The following is a 17692-nucleotide window of genomic DNA, read 5'->3' as shown; positions in this document are numbered from 1 at the left end:
TTGCGGACTGAAACTTTATTCCAGTTCTGTTTAAGTGTGTCTTATTTCTTAGTACATAACTTTTACTAAATCTATTTACTTTCCTTCCTAAAACGAATGCATTTATAATATGAAAAACTACGCGTGTAGCCTGCTATTTCTTTGTATAAGTTTTTTCGTGATGCAAACTCCGGCTCTGGCTCAACAAAAACTAGACACCTTGCTGGTTGTTCGAGGGTTTTGTATTGGGGCGCCTAAACCCCAGGGGGTAGATGCCTTTGTTACTTTTATTAACGAAGAACTGGCTCCCCGCAAGGTAAATACCCTAATTTTACGGGTTGATTTTAATTTCCAATTCGAAAGCCATCCGGAGTTGCGCGATTCGGTAGCTTTATCTAAAGCCGACGTTAAAAAGCTCGTTGCAGCCTGCAAAACAAATAATATCCGGATTATTCCTCAAATAAATTTACTGGGCCACCAATCCTGGGCAACTACTACGTATAACTTATTGCGCGTATACCCTACTTTCGACGAAACGCCCCACGTAAAAATGCCGGCTAAGTACGAATGGCCGAATCCAGATAATTTGTATTGTAAAAGTTACTGCCCGCTGCACCCGGGAGTACATCCGGTGGTTTTTGCGTTAGTGGACGAAATTACCGAAGCTTTTGAAACCGATGCTTTTCACGCCGGAATGGACGAAGTTTTCTACATTGGCGATGATAAATGTCCGCGTTGCTCCGGTCGCGACAAAGCTGAGCTTTTTGCCGGAGAAGTAAAGAAAATCCGCGACCACCTGGCGCAAAATAAAAAAGAATTATGGATTTGGGGTGACCGGTTAATAGATGGCAAAACAACCGGTATGGGCATCTGGGAAGCCAGCTTCAACAACACCCATCGGGCAATTGATATGATACCCAAAGACGTAGTAATTTGCGACTGGCACTACGAACGGCCTGACCAGACTGCCGTTTACTTTGCCATGAAGGGATTTCAGGTAATTACCTGTCCTTGGCGGCAACCTACTGTAGCTTTGGCTCAGGTAGATGATATGTTAAAATTCCGGACATCGGCTACTAAGGAAATGAAAGACCGCTATCAGGGAATGATGCAAACAGTTTGGTCGGGAGCCGAAGCTTTCCTGGATGGTTACTACGGTCGAAAAATAGATGCCGAAGCCGGTGAAAACACGCCCTGGAATACTTTTAGAACCATGTATGCTAAAATTACAGATTTAGATAAACCCGCTAAAAAAGAGCGCAAAGGAAAAAAGAAAAAATAGGTGAGTTTACTATAGCATTAAAGTTTAAAACTGAATGTATAAACTTAGAGAAAATTAGTAAAATAGTGCTGTTAAATAGCGCGGCTTAAATCCTGTTTCCGGTGCGTATCCAAGGCCAATAAAATAAAGAGCAGAATGGTAAACGACCATAACGAAGAACCACCATAGCTAAAAAACGGCAAAGGAATACCAACTACCGGCGCTAACCCAATGGTCATGCCTACATTTACCAGAAAATGAAAGAAAATAATAGAAGCAACGCAATAGCCATAGGTACGCCCAAACACCGATTTTTGCCGTTCGGCAATAAAAATTATACGGGTAAGTAAACCCATAAATAAAACAATCAGCAACATACTGCCTAACCAGCCATGCTCTTCGCCAATGGTGCAAAATATAAAGTCAGTACTTTGTTCCGGCACAAAATCGAACTTGGTTTGGGTACCTTGTAAAAATCCCTTGCCCAATATGCCGCCCGAGCCAATAGCAATTTTAGATTGGATAACGTTCCAACCATCACCCAACGGATCTGCTTCGGGGTTAATAAAAGCATTAATGCGGCTGCGCTGGTGCGGCTGCAAAACGTTACTTACCAAAAAATCTACGCTGAAAATAATTACAACCACTGCCGCATACAATAGCCCAATAAGCTTAATCTTGCGTAGCAATCGTTGATTTAGCCAGAGATAAGTACCTACTAACAAAGTAATAACTCCAATCAGATAAAACTTCGGAAAAATCAGGGTTAGAATAAATAATGCAGCTACTACCGCCACTATAATTAAAATTATCGGCGACATGCCTTCGCGAAAAAAAGCAAGTAAAAATGCCCCAAATACCAGTGCCGAACCCGTTTCATTCGAAAGTATAATTAATAAAGGCGGCAATAAAGTAATAGCTGATAATTTTGCGTGGTCGCGCCAGTTTTGCTGTTGTAAATCTACGTTACTCATAAACTTAGAAACAGCTAAGGCTGTAGCAAACTTAGCAAACTCGGCGGGCTGCAAACGTAGTTCTCCAATTACCAGCCACGATCGCGACCCTTTTATAGGAGTAGCCAACACCAGCGTTACCAACAGCATAAAAATGGTAAAAGCATAAATCAGGTAGGCAAAAGAATCGTATGCTTTGTAATCAATTACCAGCAATACAATAATTAATACTATTGCTGCGCCAATCCAAATCAGCTGTTTCCCTGAATTCATAGTAAAATCGAAGATGCTCGGGTGGGAATCCGGATTAAAAACAGCCGCATATACGTTTATCCAACCTAAAATAACCAGGGCTGCATATAAGCTTACGGTAATCCAATCTATGTTCCGGGATATTCTATCTCCTTGCCGCACCATTAATGTTTCGAGCTTAAATAATCCTGGTTTATCAGCCAATTTTCCCAACGATTCCATTGAGGACCCGTTATTTTACCAGTCAGGTATTTCTGAATCATTAAACTAGCCAAAGGAGAGGATGATACTGAACCGAAGCCAGCGTTTTCGATGTAAACGGCAATAGCAATTTTTGGATTTTGTCTGGGGGCAAAGGCCACAAAAACAGCGTGGTCACGGCCTCGGGCATTTTGTACCGTACCGGTTTTACCGCAAATCTCAATGCCTAATCCACTTAAATTGGCCCACCAGCCAGTTCCCCAGCGCGAAGATACCACTTGCGCCATACCTTCAATCACCGGTTCGAAATGTTTCTGATCAATTGACGTGTAGCACTTTTCCTGAAACTCGGGTAAGGGTTGCTTGTTTTTACCTACACTTTTAACAATATGTGGCGTAATGTAATACCCTTTGTTGGCAATGGTAGCCATTAAATTAGCCATTTGCAGGGGGCTTGTCTCTGTTTCGCCCTGCCCAATACTTAAGGAATAAATAGTAGGGTATTTCCAATGATTACGGCCATGCACACGATCGTAGTACGATGATGTAGGAATATTCCCCCGGACTTCGTAGGGTAAATCTACTCCCAGTTTATTGGCAAAGCCAAAAGTTAATACCTCTTTTCTCCAATCATCTAATCCTAATCGGGTATCGGTAAAAACATTACGGGATTTTCCGCGGTTTACCACGTTTTTAAAAACCATGTAAAAGTATGGATTACAGGAATTCTCAATCCCGATAGCCAAATTTTTAGGATATGGGTGCCCATGCGCACATTTTACTAAAGACTGGTTACAAGGAAATCCTGTTTCGGGAGTAATTACCCCCTGATCCAAGGCTATTAAAGCTTGTACTAGCTTAAAAATAGAACCTGGGGGATATTTAGAGCTTTGGGGCCGGTTTAATAATGGTTTATCTGGGTCTCGTAATAAACTTAAGTAGTTTTTACCTAATTCTTTTCCGGTAAGTAAATTCGGATCATAAAACGGCGCCGAAATAAAGGATAATATTTCGCCGGTTGCCGGCTCAATAGCTACTACTGTACCGCGTTTACCCGCCATTAACTTTTCGCCGTACTGTTGCAGTTCCAAATCAATGGTACTTACTAAATCCTGACCGGCTACGGCTAAGGTATCGTATTCGCCGTTTCTAAAAGGGCCTTTGTCTATGCCCCGAACATTCACCATTTTGTACTTAACACCCTTTTTACCCATTAAATACTTTTCGTATTTAAGCTCTATGCCGCTTTTACCAATGTAATCGCCGGGAGTATAATGGGCATATTCTGGTTTAGCTAATTGGTTAGGGCTTACCTCCCCTATATAACCCAACGCATGCGACAAACTTTGGTGCGAGTAGCCACGTACCGTACGGGCATTAATGTAAAAACCCGGAAATTCAATTAAATTATCCTGAATAGCGGCAAACTCTTGTGTGGTAAGCTTAGGTAAAAAAGGGGAAGGTTTTACGTACGAGTATAATTTAGCTTCTTTTATTTTCTGCCGGAATTCTTCTATGGATATCCGGAATAACTGACAGAAACGCGTTGTATCAATACCTTTGATTTCTTTAGGCACCACCATCAAATCATAAACCGGAATATTTTGCACCAGCAACTTACCATTTCGGTCGTAGATTAAACCTCGAAAAGGATACTGTACAATTTTTTGAATGGCATTATTTTCGGCGGCCAGCTTGTACTTCGGGTCAAGTACTTGGATATAAAACAGCTTGAGCGCAAATACAATCCCCACCGTAAAAAATATGCCCTGAACTACATATTTTCGACTTTCTAAATATCTCAATTTGGCTTACCCCTACTTAATAATTGTTTGTACCCTACCATTCCGGCAGTTATACAACTTTGGTTTAAATATAATACAAAGATACTCAACAGTTAGTTAGTTGAAAAGGTGAAATTTATAAAGTTGCAAGTTACAGGTTGTGGACTTGAAAAGTTGGAACGTTTGATAGTTTTAGGTTGAAAAGTTAATTCTAAGTTTTGGTTTGTTACTATTCTTTTAAAACAATCAACAGAGCAGTTTACTTCTTAAAAGAAAATTAGGAGTTGTTGTCTATAGACTGTAGATTCTGAACTAAATATCAACCTCCCAACCATTTACCGGCTTGAGCGTCGGCGGGAGAAAAATAGCAGTTGAATAATAATCATTACCATTCCCGTGAATAATGTACTCACGACAACTTTTGATAAAGTAAATCCGATAAGTTTAATTCCGGCTAATTCTAGAAAGAAAAATATAAGGTGATGAAAGAAGATTAAAATAAAACTATACACCAAAAACCAGCGCCATCCCATTATATGTAAATTCACCGAGTCATTTTGGTCGTAGCCATCGCGAGGAGTTAATAATAGTAAAATATACGGTCGCAGGTAGGCTAACAAAACCGTTGCCGCCGCGTGAATGCCACCCGTATCGTAGAAAAGGTCCAGAGTAAAGCCGGTAACAAACCCCAGTAGTAACAGCAATACGGGTGGCATTTGAATAGGCAGGAACAATAAAAAAGCCAGGTAAATAAAGCAGAAGCCCGTATCAAAGAGAACTAAACTATGCATAACGAACACCTGCATCGCTAGCAAAATTACAAGGCGTAATCCGTGTCCGATAATGCGTAAACTATTCACTTGGTATTACTCCGCTTTTAATTTCTAAAGAATCCTGTTCGGCCTGAAATTTATTTTTTACCACGTACACAAACGATAAACGGGAAAAATCAACGGCTAATTTTATTTTAATCGTGTAAAAACTTTTATCTGATTCCCGGCTCGCTGAAACAATAGTACCAATTAGCACACCATCGGGATAAACGGCGTTATAGCCCGATGAAACTATTGTATCCCCTTTTACAATTTTTTTGTCTAAAGGCACGTAATCCAATAGCGCCATTCGGGCATCGGCACCGTCCCATTTTATAGTACCTATGGTATTATTTGTGCCAGGCAAGCGGCTCTTAATTTTAGCGGCAATAAACATTTTACTATGCAGCAACGACGTAACCGTAGCAAAATGCAGCGAAACTGTTTTTACCCGTCCAATTAATCCTTCGGCAGCTATTACTCCCATACCCGGACTTATACCATCGGCGCTGCCTACATTAAGGGTTAAAAAATTATTTAACTGACGGATAGAATTATTAATAACTTTGGCCGGAATATACTCGTGCGCCAAGCGGATTTTTAACGAATCGTAAGTAGGAATACTATCGGTCTGAATAAAAACTGAATCGGAAAATGCCGGTAAACTATCGTGCGCCCGGATAGCTTGTATGCGGTAAAGCTGCTGCCTGAGGTTCGTATTTTCCTGCACCAGCGTCTGATTTACTTGTACCAGGCGGAAATAATCGAATACCTGGCTCCGAAAAGCTAATACTTCTCCGACGTAATAATTAGCGGAATTAAAAAATGCGGCATTCTGGTATTTATTATTCCGGATAATAAGGTACCCGCACCCAATTTCCAGTAAAATAAAAACCAGAAATGCCCGGTAGCGATATATGAACGCAAATAAATTCCGCATTCAGGGCCTTAGGTGAGCAGCACGTTCTTAAAACCGTTTATATTTTTAATGGCAGCTCCCGTACCCCGTACTACGGCGCGCAAAGGATCTTCGGCAATATGAATAGGCAGTTTGGTTTTAGCGGCTAGACGTTTATCTAAGCCCCGCAACATGGCACCGCCGCCGGTTAAATGAATGCCATTGTCGTAAATATCGGCTGACAATTCTGGTGGGGCTATTTCTAAAGCTTTTAAAACAGCTTCTTCAATTTTAGAAACCGATTTATCCAAGGCAATGGCAATTTCGGTGTAGGTAACTTTTATTACCTTAGGAATGCCCGTCATTAAATCACGGCCACGAATTTCATAATCGGCGGGCGGAGTTTCTAAATCTGTAAGGGCCGCTCCTACTTCTATTTTAATTTTTTCGGCCGAGCGTTCGCCAATGAGTAAATTATGCTGACGACGCATATGATCGAGAATATCTTTATTAAATACATCGCCGGCTACCCGAATAGACTGGTCGCATACAATACCCGAAAGTGCAATTACGGCAATTTCGGTGGTTCCGCCGCCAATATCCACGATCATGGTACCAATGGGCTGTTCCACATCAATCCCAATGCCAATAGCAGCAGCCATTGGTTCCTGAATCATCCATACTTCCTTGGCTCCGGCATGTTCGGCCGAGTCGCGCACAGCCCGCTTTTCTACTTCGGTAATGCCCGACGGAATACAGATAACCATGCGATGCGAAGGTTGAAACAAGCGATTACCCGTATCAATCATTTTAATTAAACCCCGAATCATTTCTTCGGCGGCATGAAAGTCGGCAATTACACCATCTTTTAAAGGCCGGATAGTTTTAATATTATCGTGGGTTTTTTCGTGCATTTGCATGGCACTCCGGCCTACGGCTAAAACTTTATTAGTGGTGCGATCGATGGCAATAATAGAAGGTTCATCGATTACAATTTTATCGTTATGAATGATGAGGGTATTGGCCGTACCCAGATCAATAGCTATATCACTAGTTAAAAAATTGAATAATCCCATGCTTTTATCAACTACGTATAGTAGCAGCAGTTAAAAATTTTGGTGCGTTAGTAATATCCAACGCTATAGGCTGCGAAATTAAACAATTTTTAATCAATACTGTCAAACAGTTTTAATTACCATTCATTTAATTCGAATTTAACCTCCTTAAGACCAAAAATCAAGAATATTTTGTTCCTCCCTAATCAAAGCCAGCACCCTCCTGATTAAATATTACAAAAAGCATATAATAGTAATTTACCTAGAACCAGTTTGAGAGAATTTTTACTTTTTACTAATCAAAAACGGCGGCCAGCCCCAATAAGCCAGTCGCCGTAAACCATAGGTATACTTACTATTGAAGAATTAATGCAGGAAATGACGAATTCCGGTAAATACCATTGCCATATTATGCGAGTCGCAGAAATCAATAGAATCCTGATCTTTTACTGAACCACCAGGCTGAACCACGGCTTCAATGCCTACTTTAGAAGCAATCTCAACGCAATCCGGAAAAGGAAAGAAAGCATCAGAAGCCATAACTGCTCCTTTTAAACTAAAACCAAAGCTCTCGGCTTTTTCAATGGCTTGCCGAAGTGCATCTACCCGGGAAGTTTGCCCCACACCACTTGCCAGTAATTGATTGGCACGAGCCAACACAATGGTATTGGATTTAGTATGTTTACACACTTTAGCGGCAAAAACCAAGGCCTGGTTTTCTTCGGGGGTTGTTGCCCGTTTGGTTACTACTCTAAAATCGGCTTCCGTTTCGGTTTTTAAATCTTTGTCTTGTTCAATTACTCCGTTTAAAAGAGTTTTAAATTGCTTTTCGGGTAAAGCAATATTTTTGCGCTGCAAAAGTATGCGGTTCTTTTTGGCTTGTAAAATTTGTAAAGCCTCCGCTTCAAATTCTGGCGCAATCAGCACTTCAAAAAATAACTTGTGTAGTTCTTCGGCGGTGGCTTTGTCAACTGCCCGATTAGCGACAATAACACCTCCAAAGGCCGAAACCGGATCGCAGGCTAAAGCATTCAGATAAGCTAGTTCTAATGTAGAGGCTACAGCTACTCCACAGGCATTGGTATGCTTGATAATAGCTACGGTTGGTTCGTCGGTAAATTCATCTATTAAATTTACCGCAGCATCCACGTCAACCAAGTTGTTATACGATAATTGCTTACCGTGTAATTGATCAAAAAGAGCCGTTAAATCGCCGTAGAAAGCTCCTTGCTGGTGCGGGTTTTCGCCGTAACGGAGGGGAGTACGCTGGCGTAAGCTAGTCTTAAACACAGAATTTTCGCCGGCGTTTAAGTAATTAAAAATATGAGTATCGTAATGCGAAGAAATATCGAATGCTTTGGCGGCAAAACGTTTACGATCTTCCAGGTCGGTAGCGCCTTCTTTGCTTGTTAATAGTTCGGCTACTTCGGTGTACTGCTCCCGCGACGAAACTACCAGCACATCTTTAAAATTTTTTGCTGCCGCCCGAATTAAAGAAATACCACCAATGTCAATTTTCTCGATGGTATCTTCTTCTGACGCTCCGGAAGCAACTGTTTCTTCGAAGGGATATAAATCTACAATTACTAAATCAATAGCGGGAATTTCATAACGTTCAGTTTCAGCTAAATCGGTTTCGTGGTTCCGACGATGCAAAATGCCACCGAAAACTTTTGGGTGTAAGGTTTTTACCCGTCCGCCAAAAATTGCAGGGTATTGCGTTAAATCTTCCACGGCCGTTACCTTAGCGCCCAGCCCTTCCAGAAAAGTTTGGGTACCACCCGTTGAATATAGCTGAACGTTGTATTGATTAAGCAATTCTACAATCGGCTCCAGCTTATCTTTATAATAAACCGAAATTAAAGCTGATTTTATTTTTTTCATTATAGTTATAAGTTACGAGTTGCAGGTTACAGGTTAAAATTGGAAGGTTATTTTTAGTTGCAGGTTACAAGTTGCAGGTTGCAAGTAATTTTCGTTTTAAGGTATGCCTGGTTCTTGTATAGTATTGTATTTAAAATATCCACTCCTTCACGCCATTAATTTATGGACTAGAAAGCAGCAATTGTTCTATTATCCGGGGTAGATACGTGTGTTCGAGCTCGAGTACCCGCGCTGCTAATTGTTCTGGAGTATCGTTAGGATCTACCGGGCAAGTGTGCTGGTAAATACTCCCACCCTGGTCGTAGTGCTCATTTACGTAATGAATAGTAATACCCGATTCTTTTTCGCCAGCTTCTAAAACAGCCTGATGAACGTGCAAACCATGCATTCCTTTTCCGCCATATTTAGGCAGCAAGGCCGGATGAATATTAATAATTTTATTAGGAAAAGCCTGTAGAAAATCCAGAGGAATCAGCCACAAAAAGCCGGCAAGTACCAGTAAATCGGGTTTAAACGACTCTACCTGGCGGAGCAAGACACCATTTTTATATTCTTCACGGGTAAAAGAAAAAGAGGATATCTCAAATGCTTCGGCTCTTTTTAAAGCGTAAGCATCGGGCTTATTAGAGAAAAGAGCAACCACTTTTATTTGCGGATGGTCTTTAAAATACGCCATTATCTGTTGCGCATTGCTGCCAGATCCGGAGGCGAAAAGAACAATATGCTTTTTTATATCAGCCAAACCGAAGTAGTTTTAAAGGGGCAAATATAGGTGATTATTTAGGGACTTAAGAACGGGAAAGTAAATTTTATAAACAGGTTACTAAAACTTAAAGCTGATTATGTTGTCTTTGCGCTATTCCAAATAAAACTCAAATAGCAGCTACATCAAGGAAGTTAAACTTTGGTTATTTTTTGTTAAACTTTACAGCAGCCGTTTATTTATAATCAGAAGTATAATTACGGTAAGATTTCCTTTAGAAAAGTTCGGGGGTAATGGGTTATTTATATATTTGACATTTATCAGAGGTAAATTATTATATGTTTCGGCGCGATTTTCTTAAAACTTCCTTTCTGGCGGGGGTAGGTACTTCGGTTTTACCTTCTTCTGGTGCTTCTATAATTCCTAAAACCAATGACCGGGATTATTGGGTGCAAACTCTTACTAAAATTGCCGACCCTGTGCTTATGAATTTAAGCCAGGGCAAGTTAAAAGCAACCATGCCGGTTGAAGCAGCAAGAGGACAGGAAAAAGATCGCCCCCAATATACTTACCTCGAAGCATTTGGCCGATTACTGGCTGGTATGGCTCCCTGGCTGGAAATAGGACCAGATGATACTCCGGAAGGAAAACTACGACAGAAATTCCTGGATCTGGTACATCAATCTTTAAAGATGTCGGTGAATCCTCAATCTCCGGATTTCATGAATTTTAATCAAGGTGGCCAACCGGTAGTAGATGCCGCTTTTTTGAGCCATGCTCTTATTCGAGCACCAAAACAACTGCGGGATAAAATAGAACCCGAAACACGTACCCAACTAATTAAAGCTTTACAATCGAGCCGGGTAATAAAACCTTACTACAGCAACTGGCTTTTATTTAGCGCCATGATAGAAATTGCCCTACTTAGTTTAGGCGAGCAATGGGATGCTATGCGGGTAGATTATGCCTTAAAGGAACACCAGAATTGGTATAAAGGTGATGGTGTATACGGCGATGGACCAGAATTTCATTTTGACTACTACAACAGTTACGTCATTCACCCGATGTTAGTGGATATTACTAAAACCCTCGCGGAACACGATAAGCAACATGAAGAACTCTATCAAACTATTCTGCACCGGGCTCAGCGTTATGCCGCCATTCAGGAAAGGTTAATCTCCCCGGAAGGAACGTTTCCACCGGTAGGCCGCTCCCTGGCTTATCGGTTTGGGGCATTTCAAGCTTTGGCACAGGTGGTGTTAATGGAGAAATTAAGTAACGAAATAAAACCCACCCAGGTAAGAAGTGCGCTTACGGCAGTTATTAAAAAAACAATTTCTGCTCCAAATACTTTCAATAAAAATGGTTGGTTGCAAATTGGTTTTTGTGGCCATCAGCCGAGCATCGGCGAAACGTATATTTCTACGGGTAGTTTGTATTTGTGTACAACCGGTATGTTGCCATTGGGATTACCCGCCACAAATGAATTTTGGTCGGCACCGCCCCTAGACTGGACAGCGAAAAAAGCTTGGTCCGGCATAGACTTGCCTACTGATCATGCTATTAAAGGTTAGCTTTTTAGTTGCAGGTTGAAGAGTTGAAAAGTTTGAAGGTTAGAAAGTTGGAAGGTTTAAAGTTTTCTAATTCTAAATCTTACTTAGTCGCAGTATAGTATTATATCTTAAAATACGCACTCATTCATTTATTCCAGCATTCACTCCTTCACACTGTGGTCTATTAACTATCAACCATCGACTACTATGCATATCGGAACAATAGCATAGAAAGCATACCTGCCAGCATAATCCATTTCACTTGCCGGCTTAAACGGGTAAAGTCTTTTTTGCGATCTGCCCGGTAGATTTTATACGTTAAAAACCCCATGGGTACTATTACCAATAGTAGGATATAAGCAGTAAACAAAACTTCGTATATCCGGTAAATAACGCCTGTTAGTAAAGTAATAGCAAAGGCAGTAATAAAAAAGTAAAGAAACCACTTCGCTCCGGGTATCCCCACTACAATGGGTAAAGTCCGGCAATCAAAACTAGCATCTCCTTTTACGTCTTCCATATCTTTTATAATCTCCCGCACGATGGATATTAAAAATACGAAAGCCGCATAGGCCCACACTGCTTTATTAGCCAGATTATCAAAAACTGGTACAACTAATACCATGGTAGCCGACAGTAGGGCTATGGTAATATTACCTATTAAAAAAGTTTGTTTTAGCCGGGCAGAATAGCCCCATAACAGCAAAGCTGCTCCCACATGAATAAGTCCCACTTTTATACCTAGGCTAAAACTAACGAATACTCCTATGGCGGATAGAACCAGGTGCGCGAGCATGGCTTGGCGCCGGTTTACGAACTTACCTACTACTACTCGCTTGGGCTTATTAATGGCATCAATTTTAATATCGTAGTAGTCGTTAATAATGTAGCCGGCCGCTGCTACGCAAAAAGTAGAAAATAACAGGAGTAAAAAGCGGGTGTCGAACAAAACCTGCGACCAAGGCTGGTGCGGTAAAAGTAAACAGGCTCGTACCAACAATTGGCAAAAAGCCATGAGTACTAAATTGGTAAACCGGATGAGTCTAAAAATAGTTTTCACGTGCTAAAACCGGTTTTCCAAATAAAGCTATACTTTGGCAAAGTACGCAAATCAATAGCACATAAAAAAAGCCTCTTAGCAGAAGAGGCTTTTAAAACTAGCAGGATACCTAAATATCTTGTTATACCTTTTTCACGTTTACTGCATTTATGCCTTTTTTGCCCTCTTGTGTATCAAACTCAACTTTATCATTCTGCTGAATCTGACCACCGCTTAATCCGGTGACATGGACAAAGAAGTCTTCTTTGCTAAGATCATCAGTAATAAACCCGTAACCTTTGGATTCATTAAAGAATTTTACTGTTCCTGTTTTCATAAAAATTTAAAGAATTTGAATTAAATGATTCCGTAAAGATAAAAGTATTTTAGAGAATCACAAGTTTTCAACCTTCTAAATAAATAATTATTCTAATATTTTTAATAATTCACCAATTGCTATGTGTCTTTAATACAGTTTCAATTAAATCCCTTACAGCGCCCTTACCACCCGGTACTTCAGACACATAGTGGCAAACCTTTTTGATGTCGGAAACGGCATCGGCCGGGCAGGCAGCTATTCCGCATTTTTGCATTACTTCCAGATCGGGCACGTCATCTCCCATGTATACAATATGCTCAGCTAAAAGATTTTGTTCCTCCAGAAATGCCGCAAATACCTGGGCTTTATTCTCTACTCCTAAGTAAATATGTTCTACATCCAATGAGCGTAAGCGCTTGTACACACCTTCTTCCTTTCGGCCCGAAATAATGGCTACTACATACCCTTTTTTTATGGCATGCCGGATAGCATATCCATCTTTAATGTTAAAGGCCCGCACCTGCTCACCACTTGCCAGGCAGTACAATAAACCATCAGTTAATACCCCATCTACATCAAATATAAAAGCTTTGCTATTAGAAAAATTTGGTTGTTCGTTCATAAAAGTAATTAGTCCATAATCCACGGACAAAAGCTATTTGTTTTACAGTTCGGGTGTTAAATTATTAATAATTTATCCAGCAAATAGTAATTATTTACTTTAACGGTATCCGAGTATCCAAATACCTCACGCTCCCGAGACTTCACTATTAAAGCAGACTTGCTCCAGAGCAGTAACATGTATGCCTTTGGTAATTTAAAGGAGAGTAATTTATAGGGTTATTCTAAGTTATCTATCTGGTTTAACTCGGCTAGTTCTTTTGCCTTTTGCTGAATGCTCTGAGATAGCGTTGTATATACAGCCAGGTAATTTAAATTTTGCTGCAGTAATTGTTGGTGCTGGGTCAGGATGTTTTCATCAGAACGTACAGCAGGCCCAGTCTGCACCTGAAAGGGTGAGTGGGTAAAAGCTTTCTGAAAAGTTTCTGTTATGAGTGGCTGTAATACCGAAAATTTAAGCTGGTGCTTTGCCAATAATTCCTGGCTAATTCCAAGTAAATGGTTGGTAAAATTACAGGCAAAAACAGCCGCCAGATGAATTATTTTACGAGCTTCTGTGGTTAGTTCCAATACTTGGTCGCTAATACTTTCTGCTAGCTTTTTCAACAAATCCATATCCGTCGGATTGCTTGTTTCCAAACCAATAGGAGTTTGTTTTAAATTAATAGCTACTTCTTTACTAAAAGTTTGAACAGGATAGAAAACCCCTCCTCTGATTTTTGGTTGCGCTGTAAATACCGAAACAGGTAAACTACCAGAGGTATGCACCACTAAACTATTAATCGGGAAAATAGCTTGCTTCAATACGTCTGCTACCGCATCGTCTTTTACAGCTAAAATAAAGATATCGGCTTTAACTAAACTAAAGTCTAACTGCTGGGTAGGATGAGCTTGCAACAAAGCTTCTGCTAAAAATTCAGCTTTAGCCAAAGTTCGGCTGTAAACGGTAATAATCCGGTGACCCGCTTGCTCAAACGCGTGCCCAAGGTGCCAAGCCACATTTCCGGCGCCAATAAGTGCAATAGAAAGAGGAGATGTCATATCAAAACAAATATAAAATGCTTAAAATAAAAAAGCGGAGAATTCTCCGCTTTCTTGTAGAATATTGATCATTTGAATCAACCTATTTAAGCCATTTGTTTATTACGCACGGCACGCTTTTTAGAGCTGCCCGCGTCGGGGTTAACTACGGTTTTGGCTTCCCGATAGCGCTTCACAATGGCCATTCCAAAACCTACTGACATAATTATAGTGCCTATCCAAAGAATATTGATAAACGGTTTTTCTACCGCGGCTAAAATAATGTAATCCTTCTGCGTGGTATTTACACCCACTTTAAACTTATTATTTTTAGTATCAATGTTCAGGAAAGTCAGGCGTAAGCCTAAATCTTCTATTTCGTCCGGAATACGTCCTACCAAGTTATCTTTGATTACAAAAACCGGGTGAGCGTGGTAATCTTTGTCTTCGCCGGAAATAATAAAATCGGCTTGTACGGCCACATCGTTTGGACCCAGTTGGGTACCTTTTACATCTTTAGTTGGTTCAATAGCTTTTAATACCGCAAAATAATCGTTCAGGTACAAAGTATCACCAATTGCCAGATCCTGTTCTTTTAATTCACTCCATTGTTTTTCTTTATCGTCGGCAGCTACCCGTACGTGGGTGTATAAATCTTTATCCGAAAACATTTTTATATCCGGAGAGGCAATAAAGCCCATTTCGGGATTTACCTGCGCTCGGGGATAAAGTGTAAAGGCTTTGCCCGTTTCCCGGTTTTTAAATTCAATCTGATAATAAGTATTTTCCGGATACACGTTTACGGTGTCGCCAGTCTTAAAGTAAATTTTATCTTTATACTTAATATCTGACCGTACCAGAGCTTTATGCTCATCCGCCAATTGAAATAATAATTGCTTATTTACGTATTCCGGAAAATCTTTCACCTCAAAATAGCGCCCTCGGTAAGCTACGTCATAAGGTCCCATTGGTACTTTCTCGTTCCGGAACAACAGCACGTTATCCCGATTTATATCATCCGGAAAATCGCGGGAATACAACAAGCCCGAAGTGTTTTTCGAAATAATGTTAGAGTAACCCGACGAAAATAAAATACCAAATAACATTAAGGCAATACCAATGTGCGCAATGGCACCACCCGATAATTTTACTTTCCGCCGGATTAAGGTAAGCACCATACTAATATTAGCGAATATGGAAAATACCGATACAAATAGCAGCACAAAGTAAGAGAAGGTATTTACTTTAGGAATTAAACCTATTTTGCCCAGCATATACACCAGACTTACAAAAAGCAAAGTTAAAATAGCTGGAACTGCCAGAGCATTTAGCACTTTAGACTTGTCGTTCTTTTGCCACCAAAGCAACTGTGCCAGCCCGGAAAATATAGCAATCCCTACGCCCATCCATAACTGAAATTTCGTGTAATGTGCAATCTGATCGGCGGGTAAAGCCATGTTTGATTTAATACCGATAAAGCCCAGGAATGAGTTATAAACCGGAATAGATGTGGTAACCAGAACCTGGAAGGCTCCCAAGCACAGTATAGCCACTCCAATAAATACCCAAAACTCGCTATTGTAAGTAGTTAATTCTTTTTCGGTAGCAGGAATAGTTGCCCAGTGACGAACCAATAAAACAATTGATAGTACCACAAAAGCTGCCAGGTAGGCAAACAATTGTCCGGACAAACCTAAATCAGTAAAAGAATGAACAGAAGCATTTCCTAATATACCACTACGGGTTAAAAAGGTAGCATAGAGTACTAGTAAAAATGTAGTAATTACTAAAATAAACGAAGTGCGCAAAGCATGCTTGCTCCGCTTGTAAATAACCAGCGTATGTAATGCCGCAATTAATACTAACCAAGGAATATAAACGGCATTTTCTACCGGGTCCCAGTTCCAGTAACCACCAAAATTTAAGGTTTCGTAGGCCCAATAAGCGCCCATCATAATACCCACCCCTAAAATTAATCCCCCAAATAAATTCCAGGGCAAGGCAGGTTTAATCCAGGAAGTGTATTCGCGCTTCCAAAGGCCGGCAATAGCAAAAGCAAAAGGCACTAAGGTAATTGCAAAGCCCAGGAACAAGGTTGGCGGGTGAATTACCATCCAGTAATTTTGCAGTAATGGATTCAGGCCAGTGCCATCTTTCGGAATGAAGTTCGGATTAAGTTTAAATACCGGTGCATCACTCATAAAATCACGCAGGAGAATAAACGGCGATGAACCTATCTTTAAATCACCTATTACTATGCCCAGGATCATAGAAGTAAGGAATAATTGCACAAAAGCGAAAACCGCCATAGTAGGCGCCTCCCACTTTTTATTAAACCTGATAATGGCTAAGCCCAGTAAGGTATGCCAGAAAATCCAAAGCAAAAAACTTCCCTCCTGGCCTTCCCAGAAACAGGAAATCATGAAATGGGTGGGTAAGTAATTGGAAGAGTGGCTCCAGGCGTAATAATATTCGTAGCGGTGGTTATAAATAATATTAAACAAACTAAAAATAATGCTTAATACCGCAATAGTATGAACGTAAAAAGCACCTCGCCCCAGGTTGCGCCAATTTTTATCTGTCTCGCCGAGAGGTTTACCTTTAGCTGCCATAAAGTAAGCCAATGCGGCTACTATTGCTGCTACAAAAGCTACAATCACACTTGCATGCCCCAGATCACCGATGAACGTATTTATCACTACTTTTTATAAGTTTAGAGTTATGAGTTTGGACTTATGAATTAGTTGATTCGTTCATAGCCTTTACTCGCTTTAATTACACTATTTAAACATTATCCAGATTAATAAAAAGTATTAGAATATAAAATTATAAGATAATCAACTCTTAACTCATAACTTTTAACTCTAAACTGTTTTATAAGCTTGCTGTTTGCTTAATTTCTTTCTCGACGTATTTCGACGGACACTTAAGTAATATCTTATCAGCTACAAAAGAATCTTTCTTCATACTACCCATAATTACTACCTGTTCTGAGCGCTCAAAATCCTGCGGTTTTGGTTGGAAATACACCACCCGTTGTTCATTATGCAAGGTGTCTACTAATACAAACGAGAAATAATTTGGGTCCAACACCGGATTGTACTCCATCCCCACAATATGGCCCTGGGCATCTTTTTTTAAACGCCCTACTACGTGCACTTTGCTGGTTTTGCCTTCAGAAGCTAGTTCGCGAGCTTCTTTAAACGAAACGTACATACTGGCATCGCCGGCCGAAGAAATAATAATACCAATAGCTAATGCAATAATGCCAATAGCAATAATATGCGATCTTTTCATTTGTTTGTTTTAAAATTTGAGAAAGCTACTCTCTTTATGTAAACACGAATTTAGTATAATA

15 protein-coding genes are annotated in these 17692 nt (G+C 40.3%); 2 read left to right on the top strand and 13 right to left on the bottom strand.

Annotated features, from left to right (window positions below; translation table 11 throughout):
- Positions 1 to 109 precede the first annotated feature (109 nt).
- Positions 110 to 1261, top strand: a complete 1152-nt coding sequence (locus HUW48_RS02465; protein ID WP_182414164.1) for a family 20 glycosylhydrolase — start codon at positions 110 to 112, stop codon at positions 1259 to 1261.
- 71 nt (positions 1262 to 1332) lie between these two features.
- Here HUW48_RS02465 and rodA read toward each other — a convergent pair whose 3' ends face one another.
- The 7 genes from rodA to purN form a co-directional block, all read right to left on the bottom strand.
- The gene (rodA, locus tag HUW48_RS02460) at positions 1333 to 2667 is read right to left on the bottom strand and encodes a rod shape-determining protein RodA (RefSeq protein ID WP_317173749.1); all 1335 of its coding nucleotides are present in this window, start codon (positions 2665 to 2667) and stop codon (positions 1333 to 1335) included.
- Complete coding sequence (gene mrdA, locus HUW48_RS02455) at positions 2610 to 4451, bottom strand: penicillin-binding protein 2 (RefSeq protein ID WP_182414163.1); 1842 nt, start codon at positions 4449 to 4451, stop codon at positions 2610 to 2612. Before mrdA ends, rodA begins: the two co-directional genes overlap by 58 nt.
- Positions 4452 to 4765: 314 nt before the next feature.
- Positions 4766 to 5221: a hypothetical protein gene (locus HUW48_RS02450; protein ID WP_246343661.1), complete on the bottom strand. Its 456-nt coding sequence runs from the start codon at positions 5219 to 5221 to the stop codon at positions 4766 to 4768.
- 61 nt (positions 5222 to 5282) lie between these two features.
- Positions 5283 to 6182: a rod shape-determining protein MreC gene (mreC, locus tag HUW48_RS02445; protein WP_182414161.1), complete on the bottom strand. Its 900-nt coding sequence runs from the start codon at positions 6180 to 6182 to the stop codon at positions 5283 to 5285.
- Between the two features lie 8 nt (positions 6183 to 6190).
- A complete protein-coding gene (locus HUW48_RS02440; RefSeq protein WP_106932712.1) occupies positions 6191 to 7216 on the bottom strand; it encodes a rod shape-determining protein in 1026 nt (341 codons plus the stop codon).
- Positions 7217 to 7561: 345 nt separating this feature from the next.
- Positions 7562 to 9079, bottom strand: a complete 1518-nt coding sequence (gene purH / locus HUW48_RS02435; protein ID WP_182414160.1) for a bifunctional phosphoribosylaminoimidazolecarboxamide formyltransferase/IMP cyclohydrolase — start codon at positions 9077 to 9079, stop codon at positions 7562 to 7564.
- Between the two features lie 160 nt (positions 9080 to 9239).
- Positions 9240 to 9821, bottom strand: coding sequence for a phosphoribosylglycinamide formyltransferase (gene purN, locus HUW48_RS02430; protein ID WP_182414159.1), 582 nt, complete (start codon positions 9819 to 9821; stop codon positions 9240 to 9242).
- Positions 9822 to 10120: 299 nt separating this feature from the next.
- On the opposite strand from purN, the gene HUW48_RS02425 reads away from it, so the two are divergent.
- Positions 10121 to 11356 (top strand): DUF2264 domain-containing protein, encoded by a 1236-nt coding sequence (locus tag HUW48_RS02425; protein ID WP_182414158.1) that lies wholly within the window; start codon positions 10121 to 10123, stop codon positions 11354 to 11356.
- 184 nt (positions 11357 to 11540) lie between these two features.
- Here HUW48_RS02425 and HUW48_RS02420 read toward each other — a convergent pair whose 3' ends face one another.
- From HUW48_RS02420 to HUW48_RS02395, 6 genes are all read right to left on the bottom strand, one after another.
- Positions 11541 to 12395, bottom strand: coding sequence for a geranylgeranylglycerol-phosphate geranylgeranyltransferase (locus HUW48_RS02420; RefSeq protein ID WP_246343659.1), 855 nt, complete (start codon positions 12393 to 12395; stop codon positions 11541 to 11543).
- 121 nt (positions 12396 to 12516) lie between these two features.
- On the bottom strand, positions 12517 to 12711 hold the full coding sequence (locus HUW48_RS02415) for a cold-shock protein (RefSeq protein WP_182414157.1): 195 nt from the start codon (positions 12709 to 12711) through the stop codon (positions 12517 to 12519).
- A 109-nt stretch (positions 12712 to 12820) separates the two neighbouring features.
- Positions 12821 to 13315, bottom strand: coding sequence for a KdsC family phosphatase (locus tag HUW48_RS02410; protein ID WP_182414156.1), 495 nt, complete (start codon positions 13313 to 13315; stop codon positions 12821 to 12823).
- Positions 13316 to 13533: 218 nt separating this feature from the next.
- On the bottom strand, positions 13534 to 14355 hold the full coding sequence (locus HUW48_RS02405) for a Rossmann-like and DUF2520 domain-containing protein (protein ID WP_182414155.1): 822 nt from the start codon (positions 14353 to 14355) through the stop codon (positions 13534 to 13536).
- Between the two features lie 86 nt (positions 14356 to 14441).
- Entirely contained in the window at positions 14442 to 17033 is a 2592-nt protein-coding gene (gene ccsA / locus HUW48_RS02400; protein ID WP_182414154.1) for a cytochrome c biogenesis protein CcsA, read from the bottom strand.
- Between the two features lie 175 nt (positions 17034 to 17208).
- Positions 17209 to 17631: a cytochrome c maturation protein CcmE domain-containing protein gene (locus tag HUW48_RS02395; protein WP_182414153.1), complete on the bottom strand. Its 423-nt coding sequence runs from the start codon at positions 17629 to 17631 to the stop codon at positions 17209 to 17211.
- Positions 17632 to 17692 lie beyond the last annotated feature (61 nt).

Source organism: Adhaeribacter radiodurans (assembly GCF_014075995.1).
In the GTDB taxonomy this organism is placed as follows: Bacteria; Bacteroidota; Bacteroidia; order Cytophagales; family Hymenobacteraceae; genus Adhaeribacter; species Adhaeribacter radiodurans.
Note: the sequence above shows the minus strand (reverse complement) of the source record. Positions and strands in the feature narration are given on the sequence as shown.